This is a genomic window from Carboxylicivirga sp. M1479 (assembly GCF_007097485.1).
GTDB lineage: Bacteria > Bacteroidota > Bacteroidia > Bacteroidales > Marinilabiliaceae > Carboxylicivirga.
The window spans coordinates 14781-32290 of the sequence record NZ_VKDE01000028.1 but is presented as its reverse complement, the minus strand read 5'-3'; the positions used below and the strand labels follow the sequence as shown (position 1 = coordinate 32290).

Sequence of the window (17510 nt, the reverse complement as noted above, 5' to 3'; positions counted from 1 at the left end):
ATGCAGAAAATTCTTTTTATCGTTTTGTGTTTGGCTTGTATTGCTCCACTGCATGCACAAGAGCCAGCTGTTTCAGATACGACAGATAATACCTTTGTTGAAAAAGCGGCTGTGCTGGTTGAGGATGTAATTGATTTAGTCACGATCGAAAAAGGGCGTAGCACTATATCATTATATCCTATGGCTGGTTATTCGCCACGTACTGGTTTTGAAATAGGGGTGATGCCAGTTTGGAGAATTAAGCCTAAAAACATCGATGAAAATCGTTTTTATAGACCAACCACCATTGCGCCATCCATTACCATCGCCACCAAAGGTATGTATGAAGTAGAGTTCGATGTGCTGGCTTTTACTTCCAATCGTTGGATGTTTATCTCTAAGTTTCAATACCTGTATTTGCCCGATGAGTTTTACGGTATTGGCAATCAGCAAAAAGAACCGCCATTTTCACAGTTTGATATTAATCGCTTTGCCTTTAGTAGCGATGTGTTAAAGGGGATTAACGATAGTTGGTTTATTGGTTTGCGATTCGATATTAATTACGATGAGTTTTCTAATTTTGAAGGCGATTTGTTAAATCCATCTGTATTAGGTTATGCTGGTGGTTGGGTTAATGGTATTGGGCCAGGTATGGCTTTCGATAATCGTGACGATCAGTTGTATCCGACCAAAGGATGGTTCGTTATTTTTTCGGCTGCAGCCTATGATTCTTTCATGGGTAGCGATTATCAATTTGGAAGTGCTAGTTTAGATGCCCGCAAATTCATCTCTCTTAATGAAGATAAATCAATACTTGGTTTTCAGGCGGTAGTAAACGCCAGGGTGGGAGATGTGCCATTTTACAAGCTGTCATCCATAGGTGGAAAACGAATGCTGCGAGGGATAGCGCACCCTTATCGCTACATGGATAAACACTCGTGGTTTGCTCAGGCAGAGTGGCGTAGGCATATATGGTGGCGTATTGGTGCTGTTGCTTTTGCTGGTACGGGTAAAGTATCTCCTGATTTTTTTCAATCTCCTTTTTCCGATTTACATGTGGTAGCTGGTGCTGGTGCCCGTTTTAAGGTTCTGCCAGATGAAGGCCTTAACTTCAGAATTGACTTTGGTATTTCTAACCATGGCGACAATGGTGTTTATTTCACTATACGCGAAGCTTTTTAATATTTCCTAGATAATTACTTCTTTCTACTAATTTGTGTGGCTTATTCAATTTCATTTGTAGTGGCATTTGCATAAGGGGCATTGGTAGAGATATTTGTGTTATTCCCTGATGTCTTTTGCTCATTTTAATTAATCCTACTGAAGTGCTTCTTAAAAGGATATTAAAATAGTAGGAGTAATGCTTTTTGTAGGAAAATAAATTCTGCAGTTAAGTAATTGATAGTAAGTGTGTGTGGTCAATTCCTTTAATAATAGTAGGAATTAATTTATTGAAAACTTTTTGTCACGCAGCTAAAGTGCTTCATATTTGCTAACAGAAAAAGCAAAATAGTTGAATATGTTTCCAAAGAAAGTACATTACGGCTTACGATTCTTATTAACTCTATCAGGAGTTGCAGAAGGCAGCCACTTGGGAGTTGCAGAAATAGCTGAACGTGAAAATATTTCAGTTAAGTTCTTAGAAGCGATTGCTGTAGCTCTTCGGAAAAACGGCTTAGTGGATGTTCGAAGAGGTGCTGGAGGTGGTTATAGCCTTTCTAAATCATTAAAAGAAATTACTCTTTTTGATGTGGTTCTTGTTTTGGATGAAAAAATAGACAAGGAAATAGGGACGGAAGGAAGTAACACCGAGCGAGCCGTGGGACGATTCTTATTAAGTGTACGAAATGATTATGGACGCTTATTGCGACGCACTAACCTGGAGAAACTACGTAACTATTACGCTGATGAAAATGAACGAATAATGTATTACATATAAACCATAGACCATGAGTAAGATTGCACAAAATGTAACAGAACTAATCGGAAGAACACCTCTAGTAAAAGTAAACAGACTGGCTGAAGGTGCCGAAGCTGAAGTAGTAGCGAAATTAGAATTTTTTAACCCTGCAAGTTCGGTGAAAGATCGTATAGCTAACGCAATGATTAGCGATGCTGAGAAAAACGGACAACTGGATGCAGATACAGTTATTGTGGAGCCTACAAGCGGAAATACAGGAGTTGGTTTAGCCTTTGTAGCAGCAGTTAAAGGTTACCGCATTATTTTAACAATGCCTGAGAGTATGAGCATTGAGCGCCGTAAGCTTTTAGTGAAATTTGGTGCAGAACTAGTGTTAACACCTGCCGAAAAAGGAATGAAAGGTGCCATTGAAAGGGCTGATCAGATAGCTTCAGAGTTACCGAAGGCTTTTGTGCCACAGCAGTTTAATAATGCATCTAACCCAGCTGTGCATCGTGCCACAACGGCTCAGGAAATTTGGGAAGATACCGATGGTAAAGTAGATATATTAGTTGCTGGTATTGGAACTGGAGGTACTATCACAGGTGTAGGAGAGGTGCTTAAGGAGAAGAATCCTGCTATCAAAGTGGTGGCGGTTGAGCCTGAAGCTTCTCCGGTATTATCTGGTGGTCAACCAGGGCCTCATAAAATACAGGGTATTGGAGCTGGATTTGTTCCCAATGTATTAAATACCGATGTGTTTGACGAAGTAGTTAAGGTTTCCAACGAAGCAGCTGTTGACACCGCCAATAAAGCAGCCACGCAAGACGGTATTTTATGTGGTTACTCATCAGGAGCAGCTTTATATGCCGCCATTGAAGTGGCCAAAAGACCTGAAAATGCAGGGAAGCGAGTTGTAGTGGTATTACCAGATACAGGTGAGCGTTACCTTAGTAGTTTTAATATAGATTAATAAAGCAGTTATAATAGTGATTGAAGTTAAAGGGAAGGTAGCTTAGCTACTTTCCTTACTTCACAAACCTCAAGCGATATTGATTATGCATCTATTCTACTATTCATATCTTTTCGTTTTTCATCGAATGCCCTGCCGGGCCTAATTAATTTCTTTGCCCGATAACTCATCAGGCAATACCTCCTTACATTATTTATTATCAAGCGGCTTTTGTCGCTAGGTGTTGTATTCCCTTAATACGATATAAAATGTCACAACCTATAAATACTGGTATATTACCAGCTAAATTATTGGATGAAGCCAATGGTTTAGTCTCTCAACTATCTAAAGAACAGCTATTATGGCTGGGAGGATATCTTTCAGGAGTTGGTTTAAATACCTCAACAACTAATGGACTAAGCCAACAAGGTGCCGTTAGTGATATGGAGGCTGCTTCAGCTTCAAATGCCACGCAGGTACTAAAAGTTTTAGTGGGTTCCCATTCTGGAAATGGAAAAATTATTGCAAAAATTATAAATGAACAGGCGCAAGCGAATCATCAGCGAGTGGAAGTGCTGAATATGGCTGAGTATAAGCCGAAGCAAATTAAGAAGGAAGAAAACGTACTCTTTATTGTTTCTACCCATGGTGAGGGAGAGCCTCCTGCCGAGGCAGAGGAGTTGTACCGCTTTTTAGGAACCAAGCGCGTAGGTGATTTGTCACAGCTTAATTACGCGATAATAGCTTTGGGCGATAGTAGTTATCAATATTTTTGCCAAACAGGTATTGATTTTCACGACCGCCTTAAAACGCATGGAGCTAATGCCATTGCCGAGCCTTATCTCTTAGATGTGGATTTTAAGCAGCAATTGCCAACAGTTGTTCCAGAGTTATTAAAGGGTGTTTTTAAAGAGGGCTCAACCAAGCAGAGTCAAGCTTCAACGGAAACAACATTGCTGAGCGATAGCAATGGTCTTTTTGAAGCAGAAGTAATTGATAAAGTAAAACTCAACGGACGAGGTTCTGAAAAAGAAACCTATCACTTGGAGTTGGATCTAGAGGGTTCAGGTTTTGAATACCAGCCAGGCGATTCCTTGGAAGTGTATGCGGTTAATAATGCCCACTTGGTTGAGCAGGTTATTTCAAAAATAGGCTTGCAGGCCAACGAGGAAGTTACACATCAGGGTGAAACAGTTAGTTTGAATGAACTATTACTACATCACAAAGAAATTACTGTGGTAACACGCCCAGTCATAACCAAGCTATCGTCTTTTGTTACCGAGCCAGACCTGAACCGTTTATTGGACAATAAAGATGAATTGGATAGATTTCTCGATGGAAGTGATCTATTGGATCTCGTATCGGAGTATACGTTTAATATTACTGCGCAAGAGCTGGGCGACACCTTAAGAACATTGCCACCGCGTGCCTATTCCATTGCGTCGTCGCAAGCTGATGTGGGCGATGAGGTTCATTTGACGGTAGGCGCTGTGCGTTACCAAAAAAATGAGCGTCAGCACGAAGGGGTGTGCTCTACTTATTTGATTGATCGTTTAAATGTTGGCGATAAAGTAGCTGTAGCCATTAAGAGCAATGATGGTTTTCGTTTACCAGAAGATAAGAAAGACATCATATTAATTGGTGCAGGCACTGGTGTGGCTCCATTTCGCTCTTTTGTACAAGAGCGAGCAGAGCGTGATAGCACAGGGCGTACGTGGTTATTTTTTGGCGATCAGCATTTTGAAACCGATTTTCTGTACCAGTCGGAATGGCTAAAGCACCGACAGAAAAATGAATTGACCAAGATTGATGTAGCTTTTTCGCGTGATCAGGAAGAAAAAATATATGTTCAGCATCGCCTCTTACAAAAGGCAGACGAGGTGTACGATTGGTTGAGCAGTGGCGCTCATATTTATGTGTGTGGCGACCGACAAAAAATGGCCAAAGATGTACTACAGGCCTTTATTACCATTATCAGTCAAAAAGAATCGCTGAGTGCCGAGGAAGCAGAAAAGCGCCTACGCGCTCTTCGAAAAAGTGGCCGCTATCAAGAGGACGTGTATTGATAATTGTAACAAGGGAAATTGCTTTTAAAACTAATTAGACCACCCCGCCTGTCGGCACCCCTCCTAAAATTCATGAGGGGACGGTTTTTTATCCCTCTCCTCCTTGCCAAGGAGGAGTGCCACGAAGTGGGGAGGTGGTTAAAATGCTTAAAAGTGAATTCCTTGTAATAGTTACAGATGATTTGCTTCTTGTAATGAAAAAAAAGTATCGAATCGGAAGCCTAGTAGTGGACCTGATATAACTTTTTATTGTTGTGGCCTCTTTTAAAAGTAGCCTTGATGCTTTTTCCTTAGTTTTTGTCATCAAGAACATCGGAACATTTAAGAATTGAGTATTCTAAAATGTTTCAGTTTTAAAAATAAGGTTTGGGCGAAGCGCCAAAGTAAAGTAGAACACAATTGAACTAAAACAAATCCTATGAGTGAAAAGATAAATAACCTGCCACAGCCGCAAGAGTGGAAAGCGTCGGAGGTAGAAATAATTAAAACGAAGAGTGATTACTTACGCGGAAGCCTGAAGGAAAGCCTGGCTGATACGATCACGGGAGCTATCGCGCCTGATGATACACAGTTGATTAAATTTCATGGTAGCTATCAGCAAACAGATAGAGACCTGGATGATGAGCGAAAGCGACAGAAGCTAGAACCGCTTTATAGCTTTATGATTAGGGCACGAGTGCCTGCTGGGGTGGCTACTGCTCAACAATGGTTAGCATTTGATAAACTGGCCGACACCTATGGCAACGAAACCATGAAGTTAACAACCAGGCAGGCCTTTCAGTTACATGGTATTGTAAAAAAGAACCTGCAACAAACCATGAAAGGCATCAACGATAGCCTTTTGGATAGCATTGCTGCCTGTGGAGATGTGAATCGTAATGTGATGAGTACCTCCAATGAGGCTTTATCGCCTGTGGTAGGTGAGTTAGCATCTTTTGCCCAGAGTATCAGCGATCATTTATTGCCGAAAACAACTGCTTACCACGAGATTTGGCTGAATAAGAAACTGATTTCGGAGCAAGGTCAGGATGAAGAGCCGATTTATGGAAAAACCTACTTGCCCCGTAAGTTTAAAATTGCCATAGCTGTGCCGCCCTACAACGATACCGATGTGTTTGCTAATGATATTGGTTTAATAGCCATTGTAGAAAAGGATGAACTGATTGGTTACAATGTTGCTGTTGGTGGAGGCATGGGTAAAACCTATGGCATGCCCGAGACCTATGCCCGATTGGCCGATGTGATTGGTTTTGTTACGAAAGACAAGGCCTTGGATGTGGTTGAGGAAATAGTAAAGATTCAGCGCGACTTTGGTAACCGCGAAAACAGAAAGCAGGCACGCTTGAAATATACGCTTGACCGCATTGGCTCGCAACAATTTGTTGATTTGCTTCAGTTTCGTTTGGGCTTTGACCTGGAGGCAAGCAAGCCGTATGAGTTTAAATCCAATGGCGATGTATTTGGCTGGAAAAAAGCGGCCAACGGTAAGTGGTTTTTGGGTTTGTTTATTGAGCATGGTCGCATACAAAATACCGAATCGCTTAAGTTAAAAGATGCCCTTAAGGAAGTGGCCGCATTGGATGTGTGTGATTTTCGATTGACAGGTAATCAGGGGCTTGTGTTGGGATATGTGTCTGCCCGTGATAAAATAAAGATTCAAAATATCCTTAGTCGATATTCGGCAGGCGATGCCCAGCAGTTATCGGGCTTAAGAAAGCATGCCATAGCTTGTGTGGCCCTTAACACCTGCACCATGGCTTTTGCCGAGGCGGAGCGTTATTTGCCAAGCCTGATAGAAAAGTTAGAAGTGCTCTTAAAAGAGAATAAGCTGGAGCAGGACGATATATTGATTCGTATGACAGGTTGCCCTAATGGCTGTGGACGACCTTTCCTGGGAGAGATTGGATTGGTAGGGCGTGCCATGGGTAAGTATAACTTATACCTGGGAGCTGGCTTCTCGGGCGATAGAATCAATACCCTTTATAAAGAAATGGTATCTGAAGAGGAGATATTAACGCTTTTGGCACCACTGTTTGAGCAATATGCCCAAGAGCGTAGCAAGGGAGAGCGTTTTGGTGATTTTGTAGTGCGACAGGGTATTGTGCAAGCCGCACAAAGTGTTACATCCGTAAAATAACTTCACATGAGGGATAAAAGATATCGAAGCATTATCAAAACCATATCGTGGCGGGTAACAGGTACTATAGATACTTTTTTAGTGTCTTACCTCGTAACTGGAGAAATAGGTGTAGCGGCCTCCATAAGTGTGGTAGAGGTATTTACCAAGTTGCTACTGTATTACCTGCACGAGCGCGTATGGAATAAAGTAAAGATTGGTCAGGAGAAGATAGAACCTGATTATCAGATATAGATACTTAATGAGTGTTAAGCATTTTTGAGAGCGTTAGTTTTTAACAAACCAATGTTTTCTTAATTGCTTTTTCGCTCAAGCCGCGATGGCTCCAACTTTTTTAGTTCACTATTTTGTTAGTTTTATTTGGAGTTCATGATTTACGTTGCACTCCAATTCTACAGTCAAAAAAGTTGGCAAAAAGCCCGTCGGCTGCACCCATTTCTCACAAAAAACTAGGTTTCATGACTGAAATTGTTTTAAACTCGACTTTTTTGTTCCAGCAAAAGTCTCAAACAAAAAAACAATTTTTAACCGTCATTTCAATCCTGTTTTTTGGTTCACTGGCTGAGGCCGAGATAGAACAAGAAGTATAGCATGTTTTACTAAAAACATCCTTGAGAACAATTTTTTTAAGAAACCTCTGTGACTCCGCGTCTCAGTGTTTAAATTTTATTAGTGCTAACTGACTAAAAACAGCTACTATGAATTTTCTTCCAATAAGCATAGATATTGAGCATGAAACCATTTTAATTATTGGTGGTGGTAAACTGGCTATTCATAAAATCGAATCGCTTGAACGCTTTACTCGCAAGATTAAAGTAATAGCTAAAGATGTGCTGCCCGAAATTACCGATAGAGGTTTTATTGAAGTGCTTCGAAAGGATTACGAAGCCGCTGATTTAGAGGGGCACCTCTTGGTGTATGCGGCCACCGAAAGCAACGATTTTAATACCCAGGTTCGTAAAGATGGACGTTTGTACAGGTGTCTTGTTAATGTTGTTGATGTGCCTGATAATTGCGATTTTGTGTCGCCAGCCATTACAAAGAGTGGCCCAATGACAGTGGCTGTAAGCTCCAATGGCGAAAATGTATATGCTACCATAAAATGGCGTAACAGTATACGCGAATTAATGGAGGAGGAGCTGTTGCTCCAAACCAAAACCAAGAACGAATACCGAGAGGAGTTTCACAAAAACGTGTGATAGATTTCAGCGCTCCTTAAGCGAAAAAACTAATCAAGACCATTTTAATACCACTTGTATTTCATAATGCGCTGGTATAATACCGTAACATAATCAATGTGGCTTTAGAAATGAAACGCACTAAAGACGCATTTTGATTAGTAAATGTTATAACTCAACTTCATAAATGTCTACCCATGAATATTCACATCCTTTCATACGCGCCCCTAAATACCAAATTGTTCAATGCGCTTACACAGGCAGTGCCTAATCATACGCACCTGAATTGGTCGTATAACAAGCAGCAACAAGTACTTGCCACCAGTCATCTTATGGAGCAACTGGTTCAGGGAGTTGATATTGCCATTGTTCCTCACGATATGCTGGAATACCCATTGAATGAGCGCTTGAATATTTTAGCTGTTTTTCCAAATGCTGAAGAGGTTTATCGCCCTTATTTGGTAGTTGCTTTAAGCAATCAATTGCCTGTAGCTTTAAAAGCGATAAGTGGCGATTTGCAATCACAATATGGTCAGGTTCATATTGCTGGTTTTGGACCAGGTAACCCTGAGTTACTAACCATTAAAACACAAAGGTTGATTGAGGCTGCCGATGTTATTTATTACGATGATTTATTGGACGATAAGTATTTAAAGGCCTACAATAAGGAGTTGGTATACGTTGGTAAGCGAAAGGGAAAGCATAGTGCCAAGCAAGAGGATATTAATAAACTACTGTTCGAGGCGGCTTTGGAGGGTAAAAATGTATTGCGATTAAAGGGGGGCGATCCGCTTATTTTTGGTCGTGGTGCCGAGGAATACCACTACCTGAAGCAACGTATGGTGCAGGTTCAATTAGTGCCAGGTATTACTTCTGCTTTGGCTGCGGCATCTGATTTTGCCGTACCGCTTACATCGCGTGGTACAAGTACATCGGTAGCTTTTACCTTGGGGCACGATGCCATTTACAATAAATTGCCCCAAGCCGACACCTTGGTGTTTTACATGGGAGCATCGCAACAAAAAAAGTGGGCACAACGCTTGCTCGATAGTGGATGGGCAGGTAATACACCTGTTGCTTGTGTTCGAAATGCTTCACTGGATACAAAACAGGCCAAGCGTTACACACTTATTGAATTGTTACAAACAGATGAGGTGTTGCCCGCACCTGCCTTGCTAATAGTTGGACAAACAGCACATGTAAGTCCCAATGCCCTCAATAAAAAGTGGCTGTATACTGGCATCGATTTAAAATACTTTAAAGAAGAGGGGCAGGTGGTACACAATCCTTTGCTTGAGCTTGAGGCTCTGGAATTGAATCAGGAGCAGAAAGATTTACTCAAAAATATTAAGGCCTTTAGTCACATTGTGTTTGCTACGCCCTTTGCTGTGCACCAGTTTTTTAATGCGCTTTTTAATTGCCAGCTCGACGTGCGTGCTCTGGCCGATATTGAGCTGAGTTCAATCGGAGTTTCTACTAGCAAGGCTTTGCGTCAATACGGGTTAAGCATACTACCAGAATCGACGGATAATTCGGCTCTAGGCTTAAAGCGGTCCCTTGAAAATAAAGGGGTGCGTCAGAGCACCATTTTAATTCCTTGTGCTAAGGATGGTTTAAGCTATTTGCCCAAGGCCCTGGGCGAACTGGGTAATCATGTGCATGAGTTAAAGTTGTATAGAACTTCGTTACCTGCAAATGCAGTGCAGCATAATTTAAAGGATTTTTACGGTGTGGTGTTTACATCGCCAAAGGCGGTACATCATTTTTTTAAGCACTATGTCAGTTTACCGCATCATCTCCATATTAAAGTGAGGGGCGGTTTAACACGCGAGGTACTCAATAAGTACATTGAGCAATTTCAAATGAAAAACATTGTGAGTGATTTGTGTGGAACGGCTGAGGTGATTGATTAGATCCTTAGTCAGTATTTTAACCACCTCCCCACTTCGTGGTACTCCTCCTTGCCAAGGATGAGAGGGGTGCCGACAGGCGGGGTGGTGTAATTTGTTTTAATAGCAATTTCCCTGAAGAAATAGGATAAATTTGCTTGATATTATTTGTATGCATCGGGCCTACAGCCCTCATGATGATGTATGGATTTTTACACAGACCTTCGGACTGTGCTACTACGCATTGCCCTTTCAGGCCATAATGTACTACACCTAAAATAATACCTAGTTTAGAAAACCTACATATAAACAGTTTAACTTTAATTGATATGAGTTCGATGTAAGGTACAGGTTAACTCTTCTTATAATTTCAATAAATCAGGCCCGACAGGCCGTCACGTATCAGGATAGGCCGCAGGTCTATTCAAAATGTGCAGTTCTTTAAAGGCCTGAAGGGTCGACACAGGATAAATTTGCTTGATATTATTTGTATGCATCGGACCTACAACCCTCATTATGATGTTTGGATTTTCACACAGGCCTTTGCTACTACGCATTGCCCTTTCAGGGCTTTTGTTGTGGTATTAATGCAAAAAGGCGGAAAAACCTCTATGGAATTTCCGCCTTTTTTATTTTATATCAGAAAGCGAATTAAGCGAACTGAGCAATTGTCTTTTTAATAATAGCAATGGCCTCGCGTAACTGCTCTTCGTTAATTACCAATGGAGGAGCAAAACGAATAATGTGTTCATGAGTTGGTTTAGCTATTAAACCATTTTCTTTCATGGCCACACACACATCCCATGCAGTTTTTCCATTTTTAGGCTTGATGGCTACGGCATTTAATAAACCTTTACCCCGCACTAGTTCAATCATATCCGAATCAATGCTCAACATCTCTTCGCGGAAGATTTTACCTAAACGCTCTGAGTTGTCAGCTAAGTTTTCGTCTTTGATTACATCCAAAGCAGCCATGGCAACTTTACAACCCAGTGGGTTACCACCGTATGTTGATCCGTGCTCACCTGGCTTAATTACCAACATCACATCGTCGTTAGCCAATACTGCCGATACTGGGAATACACCACCCGAGATGGCTTTACCTAAGATTAAGATATCTGGCTTAACATCTTCGTGATCACAAGCTAACAACTTACCTGTACGTGCAATACCAGTTTGTACCTCATCAGCAATAAAAAGTACGTTCTTTTCTTTGCACATTTCAGAAGCCTTTTTCAAGTATCCAGCATCTGGTACGTATACACCAGCCTCGCCCTGAATAGGCTCAACAAGGAAACCAGCTACATTAGGGTCTTCCAACTCTTTAGCTAAAGCATCTAAATCGTTGTAAGGTACCGTAACAAAGCCAGGTGTAAATGGTCCAAATCCTTTATACGAATCAGGATCGGTAGACATAGAAATGATGGTAATGGTACGTCCGTGGAAGTTCTCGGCACATACAATAATCTTCGCTTCGTTTTCAGGAATACCTTTTACATCATATCCCCAACGACGACAAAGCTTAAGAGCTGTTTCATCAGCCTCGGCACCTGTGTTCATTGGTAACACTTTGTCAAAACCAAAATACTTAGTCATGTACTCTTCAAACTCACCTAATACACTGCTATAGAAAGCACGAGATGTTAAAGTTAATTCTTTAGCTTGCTCGGTTAGTGCATTAATAATGCGTGGGTGACAGTGTCCTTGGTTAACGGCAGAATAGGCCGAAAGGAAATCGAAGTATTTTTTACCTTCAACATCCCATACGTAAATACCTTCTCCTTTTTCAAGAACTACTGGTAGTGGGTGGTAATTATGTGCTCCGTACTTGTCTTCACGTGCTATGTAATCTGCAGGTGTCATCTTCTTATTGGTCATAATACAGAAATTATAGGTTACTATTGTTTTTATTTGGTATGCAAGCAAAAATAGAAGATTAATTGGGAAAAAGATATGCCGAAAATATGAGTTTTATCATTGTTATACCAATAGCATTTTAAAGTGAGCTTTAAGTGAAACTTTGAAATTGCAATGGTAAATGCCGATGCATCAATGGAGAGACTAAGTCAAACACAGTTTGAGATAAGGCTCATTTAATTGAACAATCGGTATCATTCACTGCCCTAGTGCCGGGCTGACACATCCTTTTTAAAAAAGGATGCAAAACCTGATTGAAAGAGGTGATTGCTACGCACCAGAGATGGATTTATTGCTTCATGCTAAAGGCTATCGCCTTGCAATTGATTCAGATGAGTAAGTTTTTGTAGGTCTTCACGATTTCCACTTCGTTCCAATTGCGCAATATCCACTCTTATCCTTGGCTTTCAATCGTTCGAAACCTTGTTTCGATTGGGGGGGGTAGTTCGGCATGATGAATAAACTCTGCTGGCTCATTATATCATGGGTTAATGCCGAAAACAGAATCACAGATTGATTTTTTATCAATCGTTTTGATTCGTAATCGGCATTATTTAATCGATTAATTAGTTTTTTACCCTTCCCGTTTGGCTATCCTCCTTGCCCCACTCGAAATGCAATTTCGAATATGCGGTGGCCTGTTCCATTGGCGGGCTTGCGAAGGCGTGAATAATGATTAATTTAATTGAACATCAAAGGGGCTTGACTTACTTTGATGGTGAAATTGATTAATCATTAGAGCGGGTGGTAGCATCAATGGGACTAGCGTTTTGTTTCTTTTGGGCGATGCAAAAGAAAGGAAAACCATCTCACAAAACAGGGTGTTTCATTGCTTCCTATCGTTACAAATTGTACCAATAGCATTTTAAAGTGAGCTTTAAATGAAACTTTGAAATTGCAATTGTTAATGCCGATAATAAACGAAAGAGGTTTTGGGAGTAAGTGCATCGCAATTGCATTTAAAAGTTGAATCCCTTTAGGATTCTATAATTGAGAATTTTTATTTGCCCCAGATTTTATCCGGGGTTATTCTTATTCAACCACCCTGTGGTTGTTGGTGATAAATCCTGAAAAGGAATTAATATTAATAACCCTGCATGGAATGCAGGGGGTATGATATATACCTTTTTTTGTAACAACCACAAAGTGGTTGAATCTTAAATACGAATGCGAGGAGTAAGCGAAGCAAAAGGCTCATTTTGATATTAAATCGGTATTATAAATGGTACGATGCATTTAGATGCGGTATAATGGGTGGCAGATTAAAGAGAAAGCAAATGTTAGTTCATTTCTTTAAGGATAATAATGTGCTTTATGAAGACAAAAAGGCCGTTTACCTTACCAGCAAACTTCCTGAGGTGGTCAATACCACACTGTCTCAACCGTTGAGGCGGTAGTTTAATTTTTGCATATTGTACGGTTGGATATGAATCGTTTAAATATTATAATTGACGTAATAAAGAGCTACACCTCTAATGATGGTATACAAAACATCAAACGGCCAAACATGAAAACACTTAAAACACATCTTAACAAAATAACAGGCATAAAAGTACTGTGGCTTTTTATAGTTACCAATCTGGTTTATGCTACCATGTTATTGTTTACAATACCCCAGACTATGGCCTTTGCCGATGGTATGAAACTACTTGATATGATGCCTGGAGGTTATGATTCAGCTTATGTTTCTACATTATTAGCAGCATTAGGCGAGAGTGGGCGCTATTTGTATTTATGGCGTCAGATACCACTCGATATGATATACCCCGTGCTGTTTATACTTTGTTATGGCAGTTTATTGGCATATGTGCTTAAAAAGATGAAGCAACTGAATACTACGCTGTGGAACTTGTGCCTGATTCCGCTTATTGCAGGTGTATTCGATTATGCCGAGAATTTTGGAATAATTCGCCTGCTATCTGCCTATCCCGATGTATCTGTATCTCTAGTTACACTTACATCAGCCTTTTCTGTTATTAAAAGTACATTTACCACCTTGTATTTTATAGTACTGATTGTTTTGTTGCTTATATGCTTGGTTAACTGGATGAAAGCAAGGGCTAACAAATCATAAGATATTAGCTCGAATTATCAAAAAAACAAATAAACCCGCTCGAAACTAATCAAGCGGGTTTGTTATGGGTGAACCTATTCATGGTTAATGTTTTGTTTTAATCCAGAAGTTCTTCTTCAACTTCCTCTCTGGTTTCGCTAGTCGTTATTAAACCATTGTATTTGACTGCCAACTCGCTAAGTTGTTTCAGCAGTGTATCATATCCACCATCGGGATTAATGGTATTATAGGCCTCAATAAATGTAACCAAATGACGGTAGTTGGCTATGGCATCCTGCACGAGCTGACCTGTTGCAATCTGTTCCTTAGCTGCCGATTCCTCCACACGTGCCAGATATGTTTCATTAAACAGGCTGTTAGCTGTATTCATCTCTTCAACCACATCGCTCATAAGGATTTTAGCAACTGCACTGGCAACTGGCTCTGTGGTGCAATCGGTATACAAATTAGAAAGTACACTGGTTTCCGATTGATAATTCAGCTTGTGCAACGATTTGCCATACTTATCTATCGTATTTAATACAATATGTGCAGCTTCGCGCATTTCAGTATCGTAATGATTGGTATAAGCCTGAGCGCACATGCGCAGACATACTACTGCATCATCGCGACGTTGGTCATACTGTGTTAATAGTTTTGTAATGTTACTTTTCTTGTCTTTTTTAAAGGCCTGTACCAGTTTGGTATTGCCTTGTGCCAGCGCCTGTAAGGGTGTAGACAGACTTTCATTGTTAGGCTTGGCACATAGTGCTGCCGCATCCAACAAGTACTGGATGCATTCACTTTGGTTATAATTACCAAAGTATGGAGTTACTTTTTCCATATTGTTTTTAGAATTATGAATGGTTCAGTATAAAGATGATATATTATTGTTTACTAAAACATGAGAAATGTCAGGCAATGTCGAACATAAAATCTTCCCGCTGTCGGCGAGATCGCTTCCAATCATTTGGAAGTCTTCCTGCTCACGGCAGCATCGTTTCCAAACGTTTGGAAATGTTCCCGCTCGCGGCAGGAAGGTTTCCAAACGTTTGGAAATGCCCCTGCTCAGGGCAGCGCCATTTCCAAATGGCTGGAAGTGTTGCCGCTGAGGGCAGGAGAATTATTAAAAAGATGACATCCGTAAAGGCTTACCTGTGGAGTTTGAGCTGCCCTGCTTGCGCGCGGGAGCACAGCGAATGTCAATAATAAATTCAAATAAGTATTATTACACTCTACTTTTTCTATATTTGAAATAACATGCATTGCATGTTAAAAACGAGTTGGCATTAATTTCAAAACCGAGCAAGCAAGAAACCTAGAATAAGACATAAACTATGAATAAAGATTTTACAGAAGTAATGGCACAAAGAAGCGATGAAGAGTTGATAAAAATATTAACTGTTCATAAGGAAGACTATCAACCAGAAGCTATTCATTGTGCAGAAAAAGAATTACAGAAAAGAAACCTTTCAATAGAAGAACAACAAACAATTAAAGAAGAGGTAGTCGAGGAGACTAAACAAAAAAATAAAATTGAATCAAATGTTCCTAGCTCAATGCTTCGATTTGTCCACCTTCTTGTAGATACAATCTCATACCTTGTTCTTTATTTTATAATAGCAGGAACTATAAATCTTGTCTTAACAGGAACAGACCAACTTACATTAGGATTTATCAGTTTTGTTTTATTGATTGCGTTATACTTTGCTTACTACATAGTATTAGAAGTAAAATTTGGAAAAACCATAGGGAAAATGTTAACCAAAACAATTGTAGTAAAACCCAATGGAGAAAGCCCAACTTCTACAGATATTTTTATTAGAACCTTATGCAGACTTATACCGTTTGACCAGTTCTCGTACATATTTACGAAGAATGGTTTTCACGACTATTTATCAAAAACAACTGTTATTAGAAGAAAAAACTAATGCCAACAATAAATAAAAGGCATGGGCTGCCAGTATAAAATTTGAGGTTTTGCTCTTTTAATAAGTTCGCCGAAGCTTTTGCTTCGGCTAGTAAAAAGAATAAATTTATAACCAAAACAAAAGCTTCGGCTTGGTGGGAGTTTGGAGGTTTGGATTTTCAAATTCAGCCCACGACCTCTTATTCGAAACGTTGTACACAAGCATGAAAACCGAAGATGTAAATAAAAACACAATATGATTAGAGTACAAATTCTATTTCTTATTCTAACTATAACAATGATTTCTTGTAGTAAGGATGAAATAATTATTGAGAAAGATGTTACTGAAGTTAAAGGTGTTTGGACTGGCTTATCTTTAGAAAGATATAATTCACGCAATGAACTAACAAGTAATGAGTCACATAGCAGCAAGCTGAGTTTTTTAGGTAATGTATTACAAGAAATGAGGATTAATCAATCTGGACCACAATACCTGATGTATATGAGCTATGAATTTGATAAAGGTATACTAACAAGACAACCTGATAGTTTAATCGACATTTACAAAAATGTTCATTATTGGAATAAAGAAGATAGCACTTTTATTGGGGGTAATATTTATGCAAAACCTTTTGAAAGTTCACTCAAACAAAGAGGTAATAACGAAATTGTTGAATACAGAGTTACAAATGATAATGGTCAAATCAAAATAGGATATTTAATAACAGAAGAAGAGAATGTTGATTTGAAGCAGGAATTTGAAAAATACTGCAATGACATGAATAAATAAAAATGCCAACGTACAATACGCTAGTATAAAGCATATGGACTCGTGATTATTTAGCAGTTTAAGCAGGTTTCTGAACCCCGCTATCGCGCGAATTCTTTCGCGTGATGTTGGATAAACCCCGCGAAAGGCTTCGCACAGGATCACAGCTTTGTTTATATTTGATTATATGAGTAGGAACTATAAATTTCATAACCATGAAGGCACCTATTTTGTCAGCTTTGCAGTAGTAGAATGGCTGGATGTTTTTACTCGAAATGAATACAAAGACCTTTTAATTGAAAGTTTAGATTTCTGTAGTAAGAATAAAGGCATGGAAATCTTTGCCTGGTGTATAATGACCAATCATGTGCATCTGATTTTCAGAAGTATCAATAAACAAAAGCCTGAATTACTCTTAGGTGATTTCAAACGCTTTACGAGTAATGCAATTGTTAAAGCAATAGAGAGTCGGAAAGAATGGTTGTTGGAACAGTTTAAGAATGAAGCATTAAAATCATCAAATGTAAACAATCACCAGTTTTGGAGGCATGACAATAAACCAGTTGAATTATGGAGCAATAAGGTGATTGATGAGAAGATTGCTTACATCCATAATAACCCAGTAGAGGAGGGTTTGGTTTTTCGTCCTGAAGATTATGTGTATAGTAGTGCCAGAGATTATAGTGGAGAAAATGGTTTGTTGGATATAGTTGTGATTAAATAGTATAACCTGCTATCGCGCGCATTCTTTCGCGTGATAT

Annotated in this window: 14 protein-coding genes; 12 read left to right on the top strand and 2 right to left on the bottom strand. The window is 39.7% G+C overall.

Annotated elements, in window-relative coordinates; translation table 11 throughout:
• The 8 genes from FNN09_RS15875 to cobA all read left to right on the top strand — a co-directional run bounded on the left by FNN09_RS15875 (position 1) and on the right by cobA (position 10125).
• Positions 1 to 1161: a BamA/TamA family outer membrane protein gene (locus FNN09_RS15875; RefSeq protein ID WP_143303370.1), complete on the top strand. Its 1161-nt coding sequence runs from the start codon at positions 1 to 3 to the stop codon at positions 1159 to 1161.
• Between the two features lie 337 nt (positions 1162 to 1498).
• The gene (locus FNN09_RS15870) at positions 1499 to 1918 is read left to right on the top strand and encodes an Rrf2 family transcriptional regulator (protein ID WP_143303369.1); all 420 of its coding nucleotides are present in this window, start codon (positions 1499 to 1501) and stop codon (positions 1916 to 1918) included.
• A 10-nt stretch (positions 1919 to 1928) separates the two neighbouring features.
• The gene (gene cysK, locus FNN09_RS15865) at positions 1929 to 2852 is read left to right on the top strand and encodes a cysteine synthase A (RefSeq protein ID WP_143303367.1); all 924 of its coding nucleotides are present in this window, start codon (positions 1929 to 1931) and stop codon (positions 2850 to 2852) included.
• Positions 2853 to 3100: 248 nt separating this feature from the next.
• Positions 3101 to 4897 (top strand): sulfite reductase flavoprotein subunit alpha, encoded by a 1797-nt coding sequence (locus FNN09_RS15860; RefSeq protein WP_143303365.1) that lies wholly within the window; start codon positions 3101 to 3103, stop codon positions 4895 to 4897.
• A gap of 418 nt (positions 4898 to 5315) precedes the next feature.
• On the top strand, positions 5316 to 7034 hold the full coding sequence (locus FNN09_RS15855) for an NADPH-dependent assimilatory sulfite reductase hemoprotein subunit (RefSeq protein WP_143303363.1): 1719 nt from the start codon (positions 5316 to 5318) through the stop codon (positions 7032 to 7034).
• A 6-nt stretch (positions 7035 to 7040) separates the two neighbouring features.
• Positions 7041 to 7268, top strand: coding sequence for a DUF2061 domain-containing protein (locus FNN09_RS15850; protein WP_143303361.1), 228 nt, complete (start codon positions 7041 to 7043; stop codon positions 7266 to 7268).
• A gap of 464 nt (positions 7269 to 7732) precedes the next feature.
• Positions 7733 to 8233: a bifunctional precorrin-2 dehydrogenase/sirohydrochlorin ferrochelatase gene (locus FNN09_RS15845; RefSeq protein ID WP_143303359.1), complete on the top strand. Its 501-nt coding sequence runs from the start codon at positions 7733 to 7735 to the stop codon at positions 8231 to 8233.
• A 176-nt stretch (positions 8234 to 8409) separates the two neighbouring features.
• Complete coding sequence (gene cobA, locus FNN09_RS15840) at positions 8410 to 10125, top strand: uroporphyrinogen-III C-methyltransferase (protein WP_143303358.1); 1716 nt, start codon at positions 8410 to 8412, stop codon at positions 10123 to 10125.
• A gap of 627 nt (positions 10126 to 10752) precedes the next feature.
• On the opposite strand, the gene rocD is transcribed toward cobA, so the two are convergent.
• The gene (rocD, locus tag FNN09_RS15835) at positions 10753 to 11979 is read right to left on the bottom strand and encodes an ornithine--oxo-acid transaminase (RefSeq protein WP_299801586.1); all 1227 of its coding nucleotides are present in this window, start codon (positions 11977 to 11979) and stop codon (positions 10753 to 10755) included.
• A 1546-nt stretch (positions 11980 to 13525) separates the two neighbouring features.
• Here rocD and FNN09_RS15830 point away from each other — a divergent pair.
• Positions 13526 to 14092: a hypothetical protein gene (locus FNN09_RS15830; protein ID WP_143303356.1), complete on the top strand. Its 567-nt coding sequence runs from the start codon at positions 13526 to 13528 to the stop codon at positions 14090 to 14092.
• A 97-nt stretch (positions 14093 to 14189) separates the two neighbouring features.
• Here the strand turns inward: FNN09_RS15830 and FNN09_RS15825 are convergent, their stop codons facing one another.
• The gene (locus FNN09_RS15825) at positions 14190 to 14915 is read right to left on the bottom strand and encodes a DUF6261 family protein (RefSeq protein ID WP_143303354.1); all 726 of its coding nucleotides are present in this window, start codon (positions 14913 to 14915) and stop codon (positions 14190 to 14192) included.
• A 493-nt stretch (positions 14916 to 15408) separates the two neighbouring features.
• On the opposite strand from FNN09_RS15825, the gene FNN09_RS15820 reads away from it, so the two are divergent.
• The 3 genes from FNN09_RS15820 to FNN09_RS15810 all read left to right on the top strand — a co-directional run bounded on the left by FNN09_RS15820 (position 15409) and on the right by FNN09_RS15810 (position 17473).
• Positions 15409 to 16002 (top strand): RDD family protein, encoded by a 594-nt coding sequence (locus FNN09_RS15820; protein WP_143303353.1) that lies wholly within the window; start codon positions 15409 to 15411, stop codon positions 16000 to 16002.
• A 234-nt stretch (positions 16003 to 16236) separates the two neighbouring features.
• Complete coding sequence (locus FNN09_RS15815) at positions 16237 to 16770, top strand: hypothetical protein (RefSeq protein WP_143303351.1); 534 nt, start codon at positions 16237 to 16239, stop codon at positions 16768 to 16770.
• Positions 16771 to 16936: 166 nt separating this feature from the next.
• Positions 16937 to 17473, top strand: coding sequence for a transposase (locus FNN09_RS15810; protein ID WP_143303349.1), 537 nt, complete (start codon positions 16937 to 16939; stop codon positions 17471 to 17473).
• Positions 17474 to 17510 lie beyond the last annotated feature (37 nt).

Bases quoted from the DNA above. Each gene is read 5' to 3' on its own strand.
- FNN09_RS15875 (WP_143303370.1), top strand. From the start codon at position 1: ATGCAGAAAATTCTTTTTATCGTTTTGTGTTTGGCTTGTATTGCTCCA.
- FNN09_RS15870 (WP_143303369.1), top strand. From the start codon at position 1,499: ATGTTTCCAAAGAAAGTACATTACGGCTTACGATTCTTATTAACTCTA.
- cysK (WP_143303367.1), top strand. From the start codon at position 1,929: ATGAGTAAGATTGCACAAAATGTAACAGAACTAATCGGAAGAACACCT.
- FNN09_RS15860 (WP_143303365.1), top strand. From the start codon at position 3,101: ATGTCACAACCTATAAATACTGGTATATTACCAGCTAAATTATTGGAT.
- FNN09_RS15855 (WP_143303363.1), top strand. From the start codon at position 5,316: ATGAGTGAAAAGATAAATAACCTGCCACAGCCGCAAGAGTGGAAAGCG.
- FNN09_RS15850 (WP_143303361.1), top strand. From the start codon at position 7,041: ATGAGGGATAAAAGATATCGAAGCATTATCAAAACCATATCGTGGCGG.
- FNN09_RS15845 (WP_143303359.1), top strand. From the start codon at position 7,733: ATGAATTTTCTTCCAATAAGCATAGATATTGAGCATGAAACCATTTTA.
- cobA (WP_143303358.1), top strand. From the start codon at position 8,410: ATGAATATTCACATCCTTTCATACGCGCCCCTAAATACCAAATTGTTC.
- rocD (WP_299801586.1), bottom strand. From the start codon at position 11,979: ATGACCAATAAGAAGATGACACCTGCAGATTACATAGCACGTGAAGAC.
- FNN09_RS15830 (WP_143303356.1), top strand. From the start codon at position 13,526: ATGAAAACACTTAAAACACATCTTAACAAAATAACAGGCATAAAAGTA.
- FNN09_RS15825 (WP_143303354.1), bottom strand. From the start codon at position 14,915: ATGGAAAAAGTAACTCCATACTTTGGTAATTATAACCAAAGTGAATGC.
- FNN09_RS15820 (WP_143303353.1), top strand. From the start codon at position 15,409: ATGAATAAAGATTTTACAGAAGTAATGGCACAAAGAAGCGATGAAGAG.
- FNN09_RS15815 (WP_143303351.1), top strand. From the start codon at position 16,237: ATGATTAGAGTACAAATTCTATTTCTTATTCTAACTATAACAATGATT.
- FNN09_RS15810 (WP_143303349.1), top strand. From the start codon at position 16,937: ATGAGTAGGAACTATAAATTTCATAACCATGAAGGCACCTATTTTGTC.